17 protein-coding genes and 2 tRNA genes are annotated in these 15,615 nt (G+C 63.7%); 9 read left to right on the forward strand and 10 right to left on the reverse strand.

What is annotated here, in order from left to right:
* Positions 1–49 precede the first annotated feature (49 nt).
* Positions 50–120, forward strand: a tRNA-Gly gene (locus tag HAH_RS05350).
* Between the two features lie 93 nt (positions 121–213).
* On the opposite strand, the gene HAH_RS05355 is transcribed toward HAH_RS05350, so the two are convergent.
* Positions 214–528 (reverse strand): hypothetical protein, encoded by a 315-nt coding sequence (locus HAH_RS05355; protein WP_014039998.1) that lies wholly within the window; start codon positions 526–528, stop codon positions 214–216.
* Positions 529–922: 394 nt separating this feature from the next.
* Between HAH_RS05355 and dinB the strand changes: the two genes are divergently transcribed.
* Positions 923–2,272 carry a DNA polymerase IV gene (gene dinB / locus HAH_RS05360; RefSeq protein WP_014039999.1) on the forward strand — a complete coding sequence of 450 codons (1,350 nt, stop codon included), beginning with the start codon at positions 923–925 and terminating at the stop codon, positions 2,270–2,272.
* On the opposite strand, the gene HAH_RS05365 is transcribed toward dinB, so the two are convergent.
* Entirely contained in the window at positions 2,273–2,620 is a 348-nt protein-coding gene (locus HAH_RS05365) for a hypothetical protein (RefSeq protein ID WP_044952195.1), read from the reverse strand.
* A 169-nt stretch (positions 2,621–2,789) separates the two neighbouring features.
* Here HAH_RS05365 and bluB point away from each other — a divergent pair, with 169 nt between their 5' ends.
* Both bluB and HAH_RS05375 read left to right on the forward strand, forming a co-directional pair.
* The gene (gene bluB / locus HAH_RS05370; RefSeq protein ID WP_014040001.1) at positions 2,790–3,461 is read left to right on the forward strand and encodes a 5,6-dimethylbenzimidazole synthase; all 672 of its coding nucleotides are present in this window, start codon (positions 2,790–2,792) and stop codon (positions 3,459–3,461) included.
* Positions 3,462–3,630: 169 nt separating this feature from the next.
* A complete protein-coding gene (locus HAH_RS05375; protein WP_014040002.1) occupies positions 3,631–5,568 on the forward strand; it encodes a helicase HerA domain-containing protein in 1,938 nt (645 codons plus the stop codon).
* Between the two features lie 27 nt (positions 5,569–5,595).
* Here HAH_RS05375 and tpiA read toward each other — a convergent pair whose 3' ends face one another.
* Entirely contained in the window at positions 5,596–6,243 is a 648-nt protein-coding gene (gene tpiA / locus HAH_RS05380; protein ID WP_014040003.1) for a triose-phosphate isomerase, read from the reverse strand.
* A 98-nt stretch (positions 6,244–6,341) separates the two neighbouring features.
* Here tpiA and HAH_RS05385 point away from each other — a divergent pair, with 98 nt between their 5' ends.
* Positions 6,342–6,947 carry a response regulator gene (locus HAH_RS05385; protein WP_023843197.1) on the forward strand — a complete coding sequence of 202 codons (606 nt, stop codon included), beginning with the start codon at positions 6,342–6,344 and terminating at the stop codon, positions 6,945–6,947.
* Position 6,948: 1 nt separating this feature from the next.
* Here HAH_RS05385 and HAH_RS05390 read toward each other — a convergent pair whose 3' ends face one another.
* The 5 genes from HAH_RS05390 to hisC all read right to left on the reverse strand — a co-directional run bounded on the left by HAH_RS05390 (position 6,949) and on the right by hisC (position 11,142).
* Positions 6,949–7,479 carry a multiprotein bridging factor aMBF1 gene (locus HAH_RS05390; protein ID WP_023843198.1) on the reverse strand — a complete coding sequence of 177 codons (531 nt, stop codon included), beginning with the start codon at positions 7,477–7,479 and terminating at the stop codon, positions 6,949–6,951.
* A 67-nt stretch (positions 7,480–7,546) separates the two neighbouring features.
* Positions 7,547–8,788, reverse strand: coding sequence for an RNA-guided endonuclease InsQ/TnpB family protein (locus HAH_RS05395; RefSeq protein WP_014040006.1), 1,242 nt, complete (start codon positions 8,786–8,788; stop codon positions 7,547–7,549).
* 163 nt (positions 8,789–8,951) lie between these two features.
* Positions 8,952–9,560 (reverse strand): CDP-alcohol phosphatidyltransferase family protein, encoded by a 609-nt coding sequence (locus HAH_RS05400; protein WP_014040007.1) that lies wholly within the window; start codon positions 9,558–9,560, stop codon positions 8,952–8,954.
* Positions 9,557–10,063: an adenylate kinase family protein gene (locus HAH_RS05405; RefSeq protein ID WP_014040008.1), complete on the reverse strand. Its 507-nt coding sequence runs from the start codon at positions 10,061–10,063 to the stop codon at positions 9,557–9,559. Before HAH_RS05405 ends, HAH_RS05400 begins: the two co-directional genes overlap by 4 nt.
* Positions 10,060–11,142 carry a histidinol-phosphate transaminase gene (hisC, locus tag HAH_RS05410; RefSeq protein WP_014040009.1) on the reverse strand — a complete coding sequence of 361 codons (1,083 nt, stop codon included), beginning with the start codon at positions 11,140–11,142 and terminating at the stop codon, positions 10,060–10,062. The genes HAH_RS05405 and hisC overlap by 4 nt, the downstream gene beginning before the upstream one ends.
* Positions 11,143–11,397: 255 nt before the next feature.
* Here hisC and HAH_RS05415 point away from each other — a divergent pair, with 255 nt between their 5' ends.
* The 3 genes from HAH_RS05415 to HAH_RS05425 all read left to right on the forward strand — a co-directional run bounded on the left by HAH_RS05415 (position 11,398) and on the right by HAH_RS05425 (position 13,260).
* Positions 11,398–12,096 carry a chemotaxis protein CheC gene (locus HAH_RS05415; protein ID WP_004962484.1) on the forward strand — a complete coding sequence of 233 codons (699 nt, stop codon included), beginning with the start codon at positions 11,398–11,400 and terminating at the stop codon, positions 12,094–12,096.
* A gap of 48 nt (positions 12,097–12,144) precedes the next feature.
* The gene (locus HAH_RS05420; RefSeq protein WP_008309881.1) at positions 12,145–12,597 is read left to right on the forward strand and encodes a hypothetical protein; all 453 of its coding nucleotides are present in this window, start codon (positions 12,145–12,147) and stop codon (positions 12,595–12,597) included.
* Positions 12,598–12,681: 84 nt separating this feature from the next.
* Entirely contained in the window at positions 12,682–13,260 is a 579-nt protein-coding gene (locus tag HAH_RS05425; protein ID WP_014040010.1) for a metal-dependent hydrolase, read from the forward strand.
* Here the strand turns inward: HAH_RS05425 and HAH_RS05430 are convergent.
* Positions 13,257–14,888 (reverse strand): GMC family oxidoreductase, encoded by a 1,632-nt coding sequence (locus tag HAH_RS05430; protein WP_014040011.1) that lies wholly within the window; start codon positions 14,886–14,888, stop codon positions 13,257–13,259. The two genes, HAH_RS05425 and HAH_RS05430, sit on opposite strands and share 4 nt — an antisense overlap.
* A gap of 247 nt (positions 14,889–15,135) precedes the next feature.
* Here HAH_RS05430 and HAH_RS19450 point away from each other — a divergent pair, with 247 nt between their 5' ends.
* Positions 15,136–15,501, forward strand: coding sequence for a hypothetical protein (locus HAH_RS19450; RefSeq protein WP_144443751.1), 366 nt, complete (start codon positions 15,136–15,138; stop codon positions 15,499–15,501).
* On the opposite strand, the gene HAH_RS05435 is transcribed toward HAH_RS19450, so the two are convergent.
* Positions 15,470–15,543: transfer RNA gene (locus tag HAH_RS05435), tRNA-Arg, on the reverse strand. The genes HAH_RS19450 and HAH_RS05435 overlap by 32 nt on opposite strands.
* Positions 15,544–15,615: the final 72 nt, after the last annotated feature.

A 15,615-nucleotide genomic window follows, 5' to 3' on the forward strand; every position in this document is an offset into this window, starting at 1 on the left:
GCGATTCCAGCGGAATCGCGAGGCACGCCGCGAAGACGCGAAGCGATGCGCGGCGGTGGTCTAGTGGTAGGACCTGAGCCTTCCAAGCTCATGGCCCGGGTTCAAATCCCGGTCGCCGCATTCTACAGCAACAAAAACGACCAGCCGAGGCGTTATCAGACGTTTTGGACGTCGCCGAGGTCTCTCAGCCGCCTTTGAAGCCAACTGACGCCGTCACTCCGGTTCGACCGCAGCCTGCTCGAACTCTTGCCAGTCGTCGCCCATCCATTCCTGCAGGCGGTCGGTGACGCCAGCGAAGTCCTCGCCGTCCTCGAAGGACTCGACGACGACCCAGCCGTCGCCGTCGCGGTCGTAGCCGAGGCTGTAGCCGCGGTCGCCGTCGATGATGACGACGAACGCGGCCACCACGTCGAGGTCGGGGAAGAACCCGACTGGCGCGAACCCGTAGTCGTCGTGCTGGGCTTCGAGGGCAGAGATTTCGCTCGTCGAGAGCGGTCTGTCCGGCAGTGAGTCAGTCAGTTCGGTCATTACGTCGCAGTCGTGGGGAGAGGACTGAAAGCGTTTCGAGCGGGGCGCGGCCGGGGGACCTCAAAGTGTGAGGCAGACATAACTTCGGCCAACATTGAAGTATTATCATGACTTTTGTTAACATGGAGCTTCCTACGCTCCCGGCGGGAACGACCGTCGTACCATCCGGGATTGGCATCGGCGGACGATCATCGCCGGTGGAGACTGGCCACTCCACCGGCCACGTATCGCTTTGAAACTAACGGCAGACGGAGCAGCTGACACCTCACCCCCACCCCCACCACTTTCCCTGCTCCCGTTTTTCGAGGTGGTTTCGATACAGTAGTCCAAACGTTGACCTGATAGGGCCGGCGAGGGCCGGTGGGGTTTTCTGCCAGTACGTGTAGCGTCGGATATGGACGCCGCGCGGCTCCCTGGAACCAGCGGACCCGAGCAAATAGTCGCGCACGTCGACATGGACTGTTTCTACGCCGCCTGCGAACAGCGGCGGGAGCCGGCACTCAGAGGCGAGCCGCTCGTCGTGGGGATGGGCTACGAGAACGGCGCGACCCACGGGGCCGTCGCGACAGCGAGCTACGAGGCCCGGGCGTACGGTGTCGAGTCGGCGATGGCGATCTCTGAGGCGCTGGAACGGCTCCCACGGAAGGTCGACGCTGTCGACGACCCGGCCCTCGATGTCGAGGATGCTGGGTTCTACCGCCCGGTCGAGATGGACTTCTACGAGTCCGTCGCCGCGGATGTCCGGGACATCCTCCATGCAGAAGCGGCCGTCGTCCGCGAGGTGAGCATCGACGAGGCGTATCTGGATGTGACCGAACAGGTCTCCTGGGAGACCGTCGAGTCGTGGGCACAAGACCTGAAAGACACCATCGAATCGGAGGTGGGCGTGGCGGCGAGCGTCGGCGTCGCGCCGACGATGAGCGCCGCGAAGGTGGCCAGCGACCGCGACAAGCCGGACGGCCTAATCGTCGTCGAACCCGGGGCTGTCCGAGAGTTCTTCGATGACCTCCCCGTCGAGGACGTCCACGGCGTCGGCCCGGTCACCGCCAGGGAACTCGCCTCGCTCGATATCGAAACCGCGGGCGATCTGGCGGCCGCTGACCCGGAACTGCTTGCCGAGCGCTTCGGCGAGCGCGGCCGCGAGATACGCCGCTACGCCCGCGGCGAGGACGAGCGGTCGGTGACACCGAAAGGCGACCCCAAGAGCCTCTCGCGGGAGTCCGCGTTCACCGAAGCGACGGCCGAGATGGAGGCCAAGTGTCGGCAGGTTCGCACCCTCGCCGACGCTGTCGCCGACCGTGCACAGCGAAAGGGCGCGCGCTACCAGACCATCGGCATCAAGGTCGTGACGCCGCCGTTCGACGTGAACACGCGTGCCCGGTCGCTCCCCGGCCCGGTCGAGGAGCCCGACCTTGTCAGGCGCGTCGCGCTCGACCTGCTCGGCGAGTTCGACGACGACCCGGTTCGGAAGGTCGGTGTCCGCGTCTCGAACCTTGATTTCTCGGCCGGCGAGCAGGCCAATCTGGACGGGTTCGGCGGTGGCTCCGGAACCGAGGAGACGACCGATAGCTCCGTCGCCGACAACAGCTCGGAGACGGCTAAAGAACAGGACGAGGAAGGACAGGTCGGTCTCGGAACGTTCGGTGAGAGCGAGGCTGCCGGAGATACGATGGACGAAGATGGAGGCCCCGCTGACACTCACATTTCACTCCCGCCCGGCCAGACCACGCTCGCGGATTTCTAGTTAGGCGACACCGTGTTCCAGATTCTCCAGCAGTTTCCCGACGAACAGACCTGCTCGCGGAGAAATAGTGTCGTCTGCTGGGACTGCTGTCGGATGCGCGGCCAGCGTGTCGACGAACCGCTGGCTGTGGGTCATCGCGTGTAACATATCGACTACGTCGACCACCAGTCCTTCGTCGCTGGTGTCCATCCCGGCGTAGCGCTCTTTCTCTGCCTCGGAGTAGGTGATCGTCCAGGCCGGGCCGCCGGCAGCCGCGACGATGTCTTCGAGCGGTGCCACTTCGAGTGGACCGTCGTCACTCCCGACGTACACCGTTCCGTCCTCGACGAACGTCTCGTACCTGTCCATGGACAGCCCCAGCCGAACGAGTGTGTCAAGGTGTCCCACCACAATAGCCGTTACCCCGTCTCGGGCTGACTGGCACCGCTCACGGTCCGTTTCGCGTTCGCATCCCGTCGTACCCGGGACACTGTCGGTCAGCACAACCGGTTTACAACTGTCGTTTGTCAGGGAAGATATGGTCGAGTTCGGACCACGCGACCGCGAGGCGGTCTACAAGTCCATCTACTCGCGACGGGACATTAGACGATTTGCCGCGGACTCCGTTCCCGAGGACGTACTGACACGGGTCCTTGATGCTGCACACAACGCGCCCAGCGTCGGGTTCTCGCAACCGTGGGATTTCGTCGTGATCGAGGACGAGCAGACGAAATCAGCGGTCGCAGCGATTGCCGAACGGGCGATAGCCGCCGCACGCGAAGGCTACGAGGAGCCGCGCAAATCGGATTTCGGCCAGTTGAAACTGGAGGGGATAACCGATGCCCCGGTGAATATCTGTGTTACCTGTGACCCCACTCGCGCTGCGCCACACGTTCTCGGCCGGAACACGATGCGGCGAATGGACGTCTATTCGACGTGTCTCGCCGTACAGAACCTCTGGCTCGCTGCCCGTGCCGAGGGCATCGGTGTCGGCTGGGTCTCGTTTCTGTATCCCCACGAACTCCGTGCGGTGCTGAACATTCCACACCACGTTCAGCCTGTGGCCTACCTCTGTGTCGGCTACCCCGAAGACGGCTTCCCTGCTGAACCGGTACTGCAACGGGAAGGCTGGCGTAATCGCATCGACAGAACGGAACTGGTCCATTACGACGAGTGGGACCCCAGTCGGACGCCCGAAACGAAGTCATAGCGGCGTCGGTAACCGAAGCCCCGTCGGTAGCACACGAGAATTTGAAGCCCGAGCGAGCGAAACCTCGGACTGGCTTCGAACTGCTTGCTGCGTCCAGACCTGTTCCACAGCTGATGGGCGTCTGACGGAGAGTTATGGGGCCTGCGCGTCTCATTCGTGACAGAAACGCATGGCAGAGACCGAACAGATAACTGTCGCGACGACGAGCGCAGGGCCGGGTGGGACCGGGGAGCCGGGCGAGACCGTCAATCTCCCGGTAGTGGAACTGCTGACCGGCCGGGGATTCATCACCGGCAAGAGCGGGTCAGGGAAATCCAACACGGCGAGTGTCATCGCCGAGAAGCTGCTGGACAACGGGTTCGGTCTGCTCATCGTCGATATCGACGGCGAGTACTACGGCCTGAAAGAGGAGTACGAGATCCTCCACGTCGGCGGTGACGAGGAGTGCGACATTCAGGTCACGGAAGACCACGCCGGCAAGATCGCCTCGCTGGCGCTGGAACAGAACGTCCCTATCATTCTGGATATCTCGTCGTTCCTCGACGAGGAGGAGGCCGAGACGCTACTGACCGAGGTCGCCAAGCAACTGTTCGCGAAGGCGAAAAAGCAGAAACAGCCGTTCTTGATGCTCGTCGAGGAGTGCCACGAGTGGATGCCAGAAAAGGGGTCGATGGGCGAGGTCGGGAAGATGCTCATCAAGATCGGGAAGCGTGGCCGGAAACACGGACTGGGAATCGTCGGCATCAGCCAGCGCCCGGCCGACGTGAAGAAAGACTACATCACCCAGTGTGACTGGCTCGTCTGGCACCGCCTGACCTGGAACAACGACACGAAAGTGGTCGGGCGTATCCTCGACAACAAGTACGCTGACGCCGTCGAAGACCTGGACGACGGGGAAGCGTTCATGATGAACGACTGGGCCGAGCAGGTCAGCCGGGTCCAGTTCCACCGCAAACAGACGTTCGACGCCGGCGCGACGCCCGGCCTCGACGACTTCGAGCGCCCGGAACTCAAGTCCGTCAGCGACGACCTCGTCTCCGAACTGGAGACCATCAGCGAGGAACAGCAGGCGACGGAGAACCGCATCAAGGAACTCCGCGAGGAACTGGACAAGAAGAACTCCCGCATCGCCGAACTGGAGGCGGAACTGCAGGATGCCCGGGACCTCTCGCGGATGGCCGAGCAGTTCACCGAGGCGATGCTGAACCAGGCCGACGACTACAACCCCGGCCGGACGGCACAGGAGGAGATGCGCCGCCAGCGCGAACGGTTCGCCGAGCAACCCACGTCGGACGGCGACGCAGACACCAACAGTGAGGCGGACACTGACAGTCCCGACGAGCAGTCTCCGGAACCGGACGAGACGGCCGACGCCACGTCCGGCGGCGGGTTCGGCGACGCGTTCAGTGCCTTTGCCGAGGACGGGGCCGCGATGAACGGCGGCAGCGCCAGTGACGGTGCGGAGACGAACGGTAGCAGTGCGGACGCCGGAGCAGCGATGAACGGCAGCACCAGCGATGACTCAGCGACGAATGCCAGCACTGCGGACGCCGAACCGGTGTCGAACGGTCACGCCGACAACGCTGCTGCGGCGACGAACGGGGCCAGCGCGGACACCGGTGCGGTAGCCGTGCCAGCGAACGACCACACCGAATCGGACGGCGCTACTGAGGCTGATGACGAGGACCTGAGAGCAGCCATCGCCGAAGCCGTCGAAGCCGAGGAGTCGAACGGGGCAACTGGGTCCGCTGAAGACGAGTCCACATCCGACTCCGAGGGGCCCGCCGTCTACGGCGACTTGCGAGCCGACATCGAGGAGTTAGACCGAAAGACCCGCCGAATGCTCGCGTACTACCGCGAGCAGGGCCCTGGAACGCCGCTGAACGCCCACTTCTCGGCTGGCGGCTCCGGCGACCGGACGGCGGCCTACGCGCGAAACAGGGAACTCCGACTCCGCGAACTGGTCGAACACGTCGGCCGCGGGAAGTACGATTCCCGGATTGCGGCGCTGGTTCGAGAAGAGAGCGACCGCCGACTCGACGACGATGAGGTAGAGTCGGTCGTCTCCCGACTCGAATCGGCGTTTCTGGACGGCAACGGCGACTGAAAAGGTAGTACCGCGATAACGGCGATTTTACAGTAGCGGTTCGACGAGGTCTTCGAGCGCCGCACGCGGGTCGTCGGCCTTCGCGACGCCACTCGCTAGCAGGACGCCGCTCGCGCCGAGATCGCTCGCTGAGACGAGGTCCTCACCAGTCGAGATGCCGGCCCCACAGAGCACGTCCACGTCGCCGTTGACGCGGGCGGCGGCGTCGACTGCGCCGGTCACGATGTCCGGATCGGCCTTGCTGACGGGCGTGCCGGTGCCGATGAGTTCCGGCGGTTCGACGGCGACGCCGTCGGGGTCGAGCGCGGCGGCCGCGCCGATCTGTGCGGGGTTGTTCGCACAGACGATGGTTTCGAGGTCCGCGCGGTCGGCGGCGTCGAGCGCACCGTCGATGTCCGCAAGCTTGAGTCGGTTCTCGGAGTGGTTCAAGAGGGTCCCGACGGCCCCGGCGTCCGCGGCGGCCTCGGCGAGTGTACTGCCGGTGTGGCTGCCGTGCTCGACGGCGCTGACGTGCTGGGCCCACGTTTCGACGCCGGTCTCCGCAACAGGGCCGATCTGTGCGGCCTGTGGCGCGACGGCGACGCGAACGCCGGAGTCGTCGCTGACGTCAGCGGCGGCGGTCGCTACTTCGACTGGGTCACACGGGTACGCCTTCAGATTGACAAGGACGAACATACGAAACGCACCGGCTGCTGTCGGGAAATAGGTTGCGAAGCCGCCGTTTGGCGTGCCTACTACTGCGCCGTCGTTCCATCTCGGTCCACCGCTCGGGGATGACAATTATTACGCTTCGGCCGAGACAAGAAACGAGACAAGCCGTGACAGCAGGGGATGACGACACACCGACCGTTCTGATAGTCGAGGACGAACAACACCTGGCCGATCTGTACACCGATTATTTATCCGACCAGTATCACGTGCAGACGGCCTACAGCGGCGAGGAAGGACTGGAACTGCTGTCGCCCGACATCGACGTGGTGCTGCTCGACCGCCGGATGCCGGTCGTCTCCGGCAACGAAGTACTCGCACAGATCGAGGAGAAAGGCCTTCGATGCCGCGTCGCGATGGTCACCGCTATCGACCCCGACTTCGACATCATCGAGATGCGCGTCGACGACTACCTCGTCAAACCCGTTACTCGCGACGACCTCCAAGAGGTTGTCGACCGACTGTACAAGATCCGGGAGTACAACGACAGACTCCGGACACTCACGTCGAAAAAGCTCAAGCGCAACGTCCTCCGCGTCGAGAAGACCGACCGGGAACTGCAGGACAGCGACCGGTATCAGGAACTTCAGGACGAGATCGAGCGTATCTCGTCGAACGTCGAGTCGCTCGCGGACGAACTCGACGTCGAGAAAGACGACCTCCAGTTGTAACCTAGTCCTTCCGCTTCACGACGTCGCCGAGCGTGTACTCGCCGTCGCTGCTGCCGCCGGACCACTCCGTCTCGTCGGCGCTGCCGCCGGCGCTCAGGGAGATCTCGAGCGCGCTTTCGAGTTTCTTCTGGACGTCGTCGCTGGGCAGGGAGTTACCCTGTTCGAGCTTCCGGATCAGGCTCGCCTTCTCGTTGAGTTGCTTGGCGAGTTCCTCCTGGCTGAGTCCCTGGGACTCCCGGCCCTTGCGGATCCGGTCGTGGTAATCCTGTGCGATCTCGTCCATCTCGTCGAACATATCTCGACGGCGGCCACCGGACCCGCCACCACCCGAGGAACTCGACGAGGAGGACGAACTCGACGACGATGACGAGGAGGACGACGTCGAGTACTTCGTCGACGTGGACGACGTCTCCTCCGTCTTGACCTCCGTGCCGAAGTCGGTACACTCGTCACAGACGTCGAGTTCGGCTCCCTCGATTTTGACGCGGTTCGGAGACGAAACCTCCGTCCCGCACATCTCGCACTGAACCATACCGACGGCTTGGACGGGGCGCGGTTTGAATGTTGCCCTGCGCACGCTGGCGCGGGGAATCCTGTTCTCACGTAGACAGGCTTCCTGTTTCGATGACGTGACTTGCAGACATTCGCTGAAGATCAGCGGTGTCCGTAGCGGTCACAGTCTCCACAGGCGTTGATTCGGGCCATCCCAGCCCTAGTTCAGAAAACCCCCTTTGCAAGACGTTCATCGCTGCATTCGCATCCCTATCTGTCTCAAACCCACATGATGGACAGGAGTGTTCCCGGACCCAGATGGACTTCGATGACTCCACACCACACACCGCACATTCTTTTGTCGTCCCTGCCGCTTCGACCTGCACAACGTGCGTACCGTACACATCGCCCTTGTATTCAAGCAAAGTGATAAACTGTCGCCACGCCGCATCCTGCTTGTTCCGACCGCTTCCATCCGCTCGAAGCATACTCTGAACGTTCAAGTCCTCCACAAACACGGCATCGTACTCCTTGACGAGCCACGTCGTTATTTTGTGCTGGTAGTCCAGTACTTTCCGGTGGATGTCGCGTTTGGCCTTCGCCACTTCGACTCGCTGATTCTCGTAGTTGTTCGACCCATGTTCTTTCCGCGAGAGTTTGCGGTGCGCACGTCGGAGTCGTTCGTATTCGCCTTCGAGGTCGAGCCAATCCACGGTCTTCCCGTCGCTGGTATGGATGTAGTTCAAGATGCCGAGGTCAATACCCACGCTGTTGCTCGGGTTGAGTGAGTCCACATCGGGCTTCTCGGGCAAGTTAGCGTCGTCGATTTCCAACCCAAAGGAAACGAACCACTCACCGGTAGTCTCTTTCTTGAACGTGGCTTCCTTTATTGAGGAATCAGCAGGGATTGGACGGGAGTACCGTATTTTGACCCATCCGACTTTGCTGAAGCGAACGTACGCAAACCCGTCTTGGCCCCTCTTTTCATCGAGGTCGAAACCAGACTGGTTGTACGTCACGCTCCGGTAATCGGTAGGTGCTTGCCGTTTGAGACGACCGACGGTGTGCCCGTTCTCTTTTTGTTTACGAAGGTTCGAGAGGTTGCGGTGGAAGCGGGCAACGGTAGCTTGCGCGGCTTTCGAATACGTTTCCGCGAACACTGGCCATTTTTGCTTCCACTCAGGGAGTTTGTTGTTCTGGTCGAACTCACTCGGCTTAGCATCCACGGGGCTGTTCGTGTAGTCCCATCGGACGTGGTTGTATAGTTGGCGATGAATATCTACCTGATGTTCCAGTTCGTCCGCTACCCCTTCTGTCGGATAGGCACGGTAGCGGTAACTGTGTTCCATCGCTATCCTTGATTGTCGACATGTTTATTTAATGGTTTGTGACATGGAGTTTCGGCTTCATCCCCGTTCATGGTGTGTCGGGGGATTCGCCACGCTGATCAGTATAAATAGTGCACTGGTCGTTCTCAGCGGGATGCCGGTCCGTCAATTGCTGAGCCGATGTTCAGTCGAGCGCCCGCATCGCGTGATAGAACCGCTGAGCGGCGGTGACGTGGCCGACAACGGCGAACACGACCAGCAGCCAACCGACCAGCGACAGGCCGGCCAGTGCGTTCGGGACGAACGCCGCGACGCCCGTGACCACACCGACAAGTGCAAGCCGGTCAGCGCGACCGAGCAGGCCACCGTACACGCGGTCGAGGCCGACCGCCTGCGCCTGGGTCCCGAGATAGGAAGTCATCAAAACGCCGGTGACGGCGGCGATGCCCAGTTCCCACTGGCTCACGCCGGCGGCGAGGCCGACGATGATACCGATGTCGGCGTAGCGGTCGAGCACATGGTCGAGCAGGTCGCCGCCCGAGGACGCGACGTTCAGTTCACGCGCGAGCGCGCCGTCGACGAGGTCGAGCCAGCCGTTCAAAAAGACGAGAACGGCACCGCCGAGATACAGCAGGGGCTCCCGCGCCGCAACGGCGTACACTCCGCCCGCTCCAAGGGCCAGCAGAAACGCGATGACGCTGACGCCGTTGGGTGAGAGGCCGGCCACCTTGGCGGCGCTGACGAACGGGCCGAGCGCGCGGTCGGCCAGCGGGCGGAACTTATCGAGCGTCATAGCCAGTCGATGTAGGAGACGGTGCCCGCACTGGGCTCGCGCTCGCCGTCCACGACGGCCCGGATTTCGCTCGCCACCGCGTCGGGGTCCCGGTCCGTCGTCTCGATTTCGCACACCGATTCCATGCCGTGCTCTTCGACGGCTTCCCCGAGGATGACATCGAGCGCTTCCGACTCCGCGTTCTCGTAGGCCTTCGAATCGTCGTCGCCGCGCTCACGAAGCCGCTCGACGATGGTTTCAGGATGGGCTCGCAGCACAATCACCCGGTCGGCGGCGAAATGATGCGCGAGGTGGGATTCGAACAGCACGTCGTCGCGGCCGTCGAGCCACTCGGACAATTTGTCCAGGTCCGCGACGAGGCTCCCGCGGTCCTCGTCGATGCCCGTCGAGAACCCCTCCTCTTTGATGACGTCGTTGAGGTGTAGAACGTCGAGGTCAGTGTCGAGGCGCTCCGTCGCCGTGGTCTTGCCCGTGCCCGGCGTCCCGGTGACAGCGACTCTCACGCCTCGACCACCTCGATGACTTCGTTCAGTACCGAGACGGCGCGCTCCGTGTCTTCGCGTGTCCCGCAGGTGATGCGGATACACTCGGGCAGCCCGAACGAGGAGCAATCGCGGATGATGACGCCCCGCTCCTGGGCGGCGTCCGCGACGGCCGACGCGTCGCCGACCTCCGCGAGAATGAAGTTCCCGGCGCTGTCCCAGGTCGGCGAGTCGAGTTCCTCGGAGAGGTACTCCCGAGCCCACGCGGCGGTGTCGACGGAGCGCTCGACGTGGTCGTCGTCGTCAAGCGCCGCCAGCCCGGCGCGACAGGCGAGTTCGCTGGCCGAAAACGGCGTGTTGATACGTGCGTAGGCGTCGGCCCATTCCTCGGGGACCACCGCGTAGCCGAGGCGAACGCCCGCGAGCCCGTAGGCCTTCGAGAACGTACGCAGGAGCGCGACGTCGTCACGGTCGTCGAGTAACGGCCGCTTGCTCGGCCGGTCGGAGAACTCCCCGTAGGCCTCGTCCACGACGACGAGGGTCTGTTCGTCGGTCTCCTCGGCAATCGTCCGGACCGCGTCGGTCGAAAACTCCGCGCCAGTCGGGTTGTGCGGACTGGTGAGGTAGACGATGCGCTCGCCGTCGTAGTCCTTCAGGACGGTGTCGGCGGTCTGAGCGAAGTCGTCGGCCTTCGAGAGCGTGTACTCGTTGACCTCGCCGTGGTGATAGCGGGCGCTCATCGCGTAGTACGCGAAGCCCGGCGACGGGACGAGCACGTCCTGGCCGGGGTCGAGCATCGCCCGGGCGAGGCAGTCCAGCGCGCCGTCGCCGCCGTTGCTCAGCCACACCTGTTCGGGCGTTACGTCCCACATGGCCGCCAGTTCGTCGACGAGGTCGGCGTGGGAGGCCTTCGGATAGGAATGCATCCGTTCGGCCGACCCGCGAATCGCCTCGACGGCGTCCGGGCTCGGCCCGAACATGTTCTCGTTTGACGCCAGCTTCACCATGTCGTCCGGGTCGAGACCGAGTTCCCGGGCGACCTCCTCGATACCGCGACCTGCCCGATAGACAGTGTGAGCGGAGAGGTCCCGTGGTTCCATGGCTGTGCAAAACGGACGGGGCGGCTTAAGCGTGCTCACATCGGGCGTGGCCGTGGCTCCCCAGCCAGACCCGTAGAAATACGCTGGTGGGCTCCCGTGTGAAACCCGTCGAGGACGGGTAAGGCACGGAATAGCACGCTCCCCACCGAAGCCCTGTCAGTCAGTGGTAATGAGCGTTACGGTGATCCACCGTGCAGCCCCGGGACGCCGCCCCCACCGAAAACGGTAACACACCATAGGCCCTGATAGCGTGCAATGCCGCTTCTCATCGATATTCGGAAACTCACGCTCATCACCAGACTCATTCAGGACGGGGCTGAGCAGGTCGCCGACTCGCTGGCGACACTGGCCGGCGTCGACGCCGCCGTCGAGATCAAGAGCCTCTCATTCGTCCAGCCGGAGGACATCGCCACCGAAATGGGCGGCGGGACCATCTACAGCGCTCGTGTTCGGCTGACAGAGCCGCCGTACGGCGTCTTCCTGATGACATTCGAGACGGAGACAGCCGCCGAAATCGCGGAGCTGATGACCGGCTCCAGTGTCGAAGATGGGTTCACACAGCTCCACGAGTCCGCGCTGCAAGAGATGTGTAACATCCTCACCTCGGGCTTCATCGACGGCATCGCGAACACGCTGAACGCGACCATCAATATGGGGACGCCGACGGTCGTACAGGACGACGCGACCGAGATCGCCGACAAGGCCCTCTCGCACGTCCGGCGGGACTCGCTGACCATCGTGCTCGACTCGCTCGTCGACATCAAGGAGAGCGACGTGGCGTTCTCGCTCCGCATCTTCCTCATCCCCGACCCCGGTTCGTTCGTCCACCTCATCGACCAACTGGACTACGACACGGACCGCGAGACGCATATCTCGGCCGACACCGACGCGGTCAAAGAACTCGATATGTCCGGTGACGCGGACGCGCTCGATGCCTTCGATTCCTCGGAGTAACCACACCGAACCCACGACGTTGAAGAGGGTCGCGTCCAACCGCCGCATATGAGTGTCGTAAACGCGGCTGTCTTCGGGGTTCACCTGATATTCGCCGCGCTGTGGGCTGGCACCGTGTTGTTCATGACTTACGCCGTCCTCCCGACGGCGCTGAACGGCGACTCCTCGCCGGGACCGCTGTTGGCGATTACCGGGAAGCTCAAGACGGTGTCACGGGCGAGCGCACTGCTCCTGTTTCTGACGGGCGGGCATCTGGCAGCGACCCGCTACACCGCCGAGTCGCTGACGGGGACCGGGCGCGGCCACCTCGTCATCACGATGATCGTCCTGTGGTTCATCCTGGCCGGCCTCGTCGAAGTCGGGGCCTCGAAGCTCAGTGACGGCTTCAATCAGCAGAAGGTGCGCGAACCGGCCCGGAACGCACGCCCGTTCCTGCTGGGAGCGTCCGTTGTGTCGATTCTCCTCCTGCTCGACGCCGGCGCGATTCTCGGCCTGTACTGAACGGCCGGCATCTCGGTTGCCGATCGCTGTGCAGACAGACCTGTATCAGCAGATACAAATCACCATCCGGCGTACCAGTACCCAATGTGGCCGTGGGGACATCTCGCCGTCGCCTACCTCGTTTACGTCGTCTACACTCGCCTTGACCCGACCCGTCGCCAGACGGCGGCGACGCTGACCGCGCTGGCAGTGGGGTCGCAGTTCCCGGACCTGATCGACAAGCCCCTCGCATGGACGTTCGGTGTCCTGCCGTCAGGGCGGTCGCTCGCCCATTCGGTGTTTACCCTCCTCATCATCGCTGTGGCCTTGCACCGACTCGCTGTCTGCTATCGCAGAACGGACCTCTCAAAGGCCTTCACGGTCGGTGCGTTCGCACACACGCTGACCGACATGAGTCCGACAGCGGTAGCGGGGCTACTCGGCGGTGACCTGACACAGCTACAGTGGCTTCGCTTTCTGGTCTGGCCGCTCCGGCCACCGCCGCCGTACGCCAACGACACCTCCTTCGTCGAGCAGTTCGCCTCGCTCTCCGTCGAGCCGTACGTCCTGTTCCAGTTCGGGCTGTTCGGCCTGGCTGTCGCCGTGTGGATCGCCCACGGTGTACCCGGGCTCCGGTCGGTCACTCGGCGAAGCAAGGCTGTGTTCACGGACTTCGCCGATTAAAGCCGTTCGGAAACGTGGTCAGCACACTTCAGCGCCAGCGCGGCGATAGTCAGCGTCGGGTTCATCGACCCGGCGGTGACGAACACCGACGAGGACGCGATTGAGAGATTCGCCACGTCGTGGGTCTGCAACTGTGGGTTGACGACGCTCTTTTCAGGCTCAGTCCCCATCCGCGTCGTGCCCATGTGGTGGTACGCCGGCCCGGTGTCCGCTGGCCCGACCGTCCACGAGATGTCGACGCCCAGCTCCGACAGCACGGCGCGTTGAATCTCGTTCGCACGACTGAGCGACCGTTCCAGTCGCTCGCCCCACGACCACTGGATATCTGGAACCGGATTGCCGTGATCGTCTGTCGTCGACGTGTCCAGCGTCACCCGGTTTTCCTTCCGCGGCGGCTGGCCGACCAGCCCGCCCATCGCGATGCTGTTGCCGTAGCTCTCGCGGAGGCTCGACAGCAGCGTATCGCCCCACTCCTCGCCGGAGAGCGCGAGTTCGACCGGCGACGGACCGGCGTAGTTCAGAAACTCCAGTTTGAGGGGTGACAGCGCCTCGTCGGTGGCCCCGACCACCGTCTCGCCGTCCGCGACGCGCTCGACTGCCTGCCCGGGGTCGTCGTAGAACTGGTGGCACTCGCTCGTGAGAAAGCCGACGTGGTTCTGGCGTGTCTCCCGGTCGAGGGTGCCGCCAGCGCCGGCAAACAGGTGGTCCATGAAGTAGTGGCCGACCAGTCCCGAACTGTTCGCCAGTCCGTCCGGGTAGCCGTCGCTCTCCGATAGCAGGAGGAGTCGCGGCGTCTCGACGCCGCCCGCCGCGATGACGAACTCGCGGGCCGTCTGTCGGTGTTCGGTCCCGTCCGGTGTCGCGTAGACGGCTGCTTCGACGCGTCCGTCGGTGTCAGTAACGAGGCGCTGGACCGGCGCGCGGTCGATGACGCGTGCCCCCTCGGCCTCGGCGTCCTCGATGTGGACGCTGGCGTCGTATTTCGCGCCGGACGGACAGACCGGTTGGCAGGTCCCGTAGCCGACGCATGGCCCCCGGCCATCGTACGGTTCGGAGTTCCGGGCGTTAGGAACGGAGTGCATCGTGATGCCCAGTTGCTCGCAGGCCTCAGCAAACAACGAATCGCTGTACGACGGCGGAAAGCCGGGCAACGGGTACGCACCGTCCCGCGGTGGTGCGAAGGGGTTGTCCGCGTCCCCGGCGACCCCCAGCGCCCGCTCGGCGTCGGCGTAGTACGGCCGCAGGTCGTCGTAGCTGATCGGCCACGCCGGGTCGTCGGTGTCGTGGCTCCCGTCGAAATCCGACGGGTGCAACCGCATCACCATCCCCTGCCAGTGCAGCGTCGACCCGCCGACCCCTTTCACTCGCGAGATATTCAGCGGGTAGTACCGCTCGCCGCTCGCACTGAATGCGTCGCGGTCCCCGCCCATCTCCCAGACAGAGCCGTGGTCGCCGGGCCGGATCGCCTGTTCCATCTGCTGCTCGCGCTTCGACCTGTCGAACCGCGGCCCGGCCTCCAGCACGACCACGTCGCGACCGTCGCTGGCGAGTTGGCTCGCGACGAGTGCCCCTGCCGGCCCGGCCCCGACGACACAGACATCCGCCCGCTCGGACGGCTCCCGGTCCATTTCAGCAGGAGTTAGGCAAGCCTAAACTTATACGTTGGCATCTCAGGCGCTGTGGGGAGTCTGCACAGCAACTGCGACGTATCCCAATTGTATCGCATCCTCTTTGCGCGACGTCACGGTCAGACGTATTCGCTCCGCTGCGCGCGACCTCCCTGATTAGAATCCCGCCATGCCGGTTCAGTCACAGACTCGCTTCGCTCGTCGGTTCCCTGCACGGGCGTGGCGGGACTGAGCAAACGCGAAGCATTTGCGAACTACGCGAGACCCGCTGCAGCGGGTCTCGCGGGATTCGAACCGGAGCAAGACGGTTGTCTCGCTTCGCTCGCCGTTGCGACTTGCAGGGTTCGAACTCCGGGTCCGTCGACTCCTCACATCCGTTCGTCGCACGACGGGCGTGGCGGGACTGAGCGAAACCGAAGGTTTCGCGAGGGTCGCCACGGCCGCGAGTGTGTTTCGAGCGGACGCGAGAAACCACGAAGCGGGCGTGGCGGGATTCGAACCGGACCGAGACTCGCTCCGCTCGTCTCGTAGGGTTCGAATCTCCGGGCCGTTTTCACGGCTCGCTGTCGCTCGCCGGAAAACGGGCGTGGCGGGATTCGAACCCGCGTTCTAGGGGTTAGGAACCCCTCGCCCTGGTCCACTAGGCCACACGCCCTATCGGGTGGTCGATTGAGCGGTGAAAAATCCTTTCGTTATCACTACAGACCGCTGAAAACGGAGAAGTGGT

The organism is Haloarcula hispanica ATCC 33960, from assembly GCF_000223905.1.
Lineage (GTDB): Archaea > Halobacteriota > Halobacteria > Halobacteriales > Haloarculaceae > Haloarcula > Haloarcula hispanica.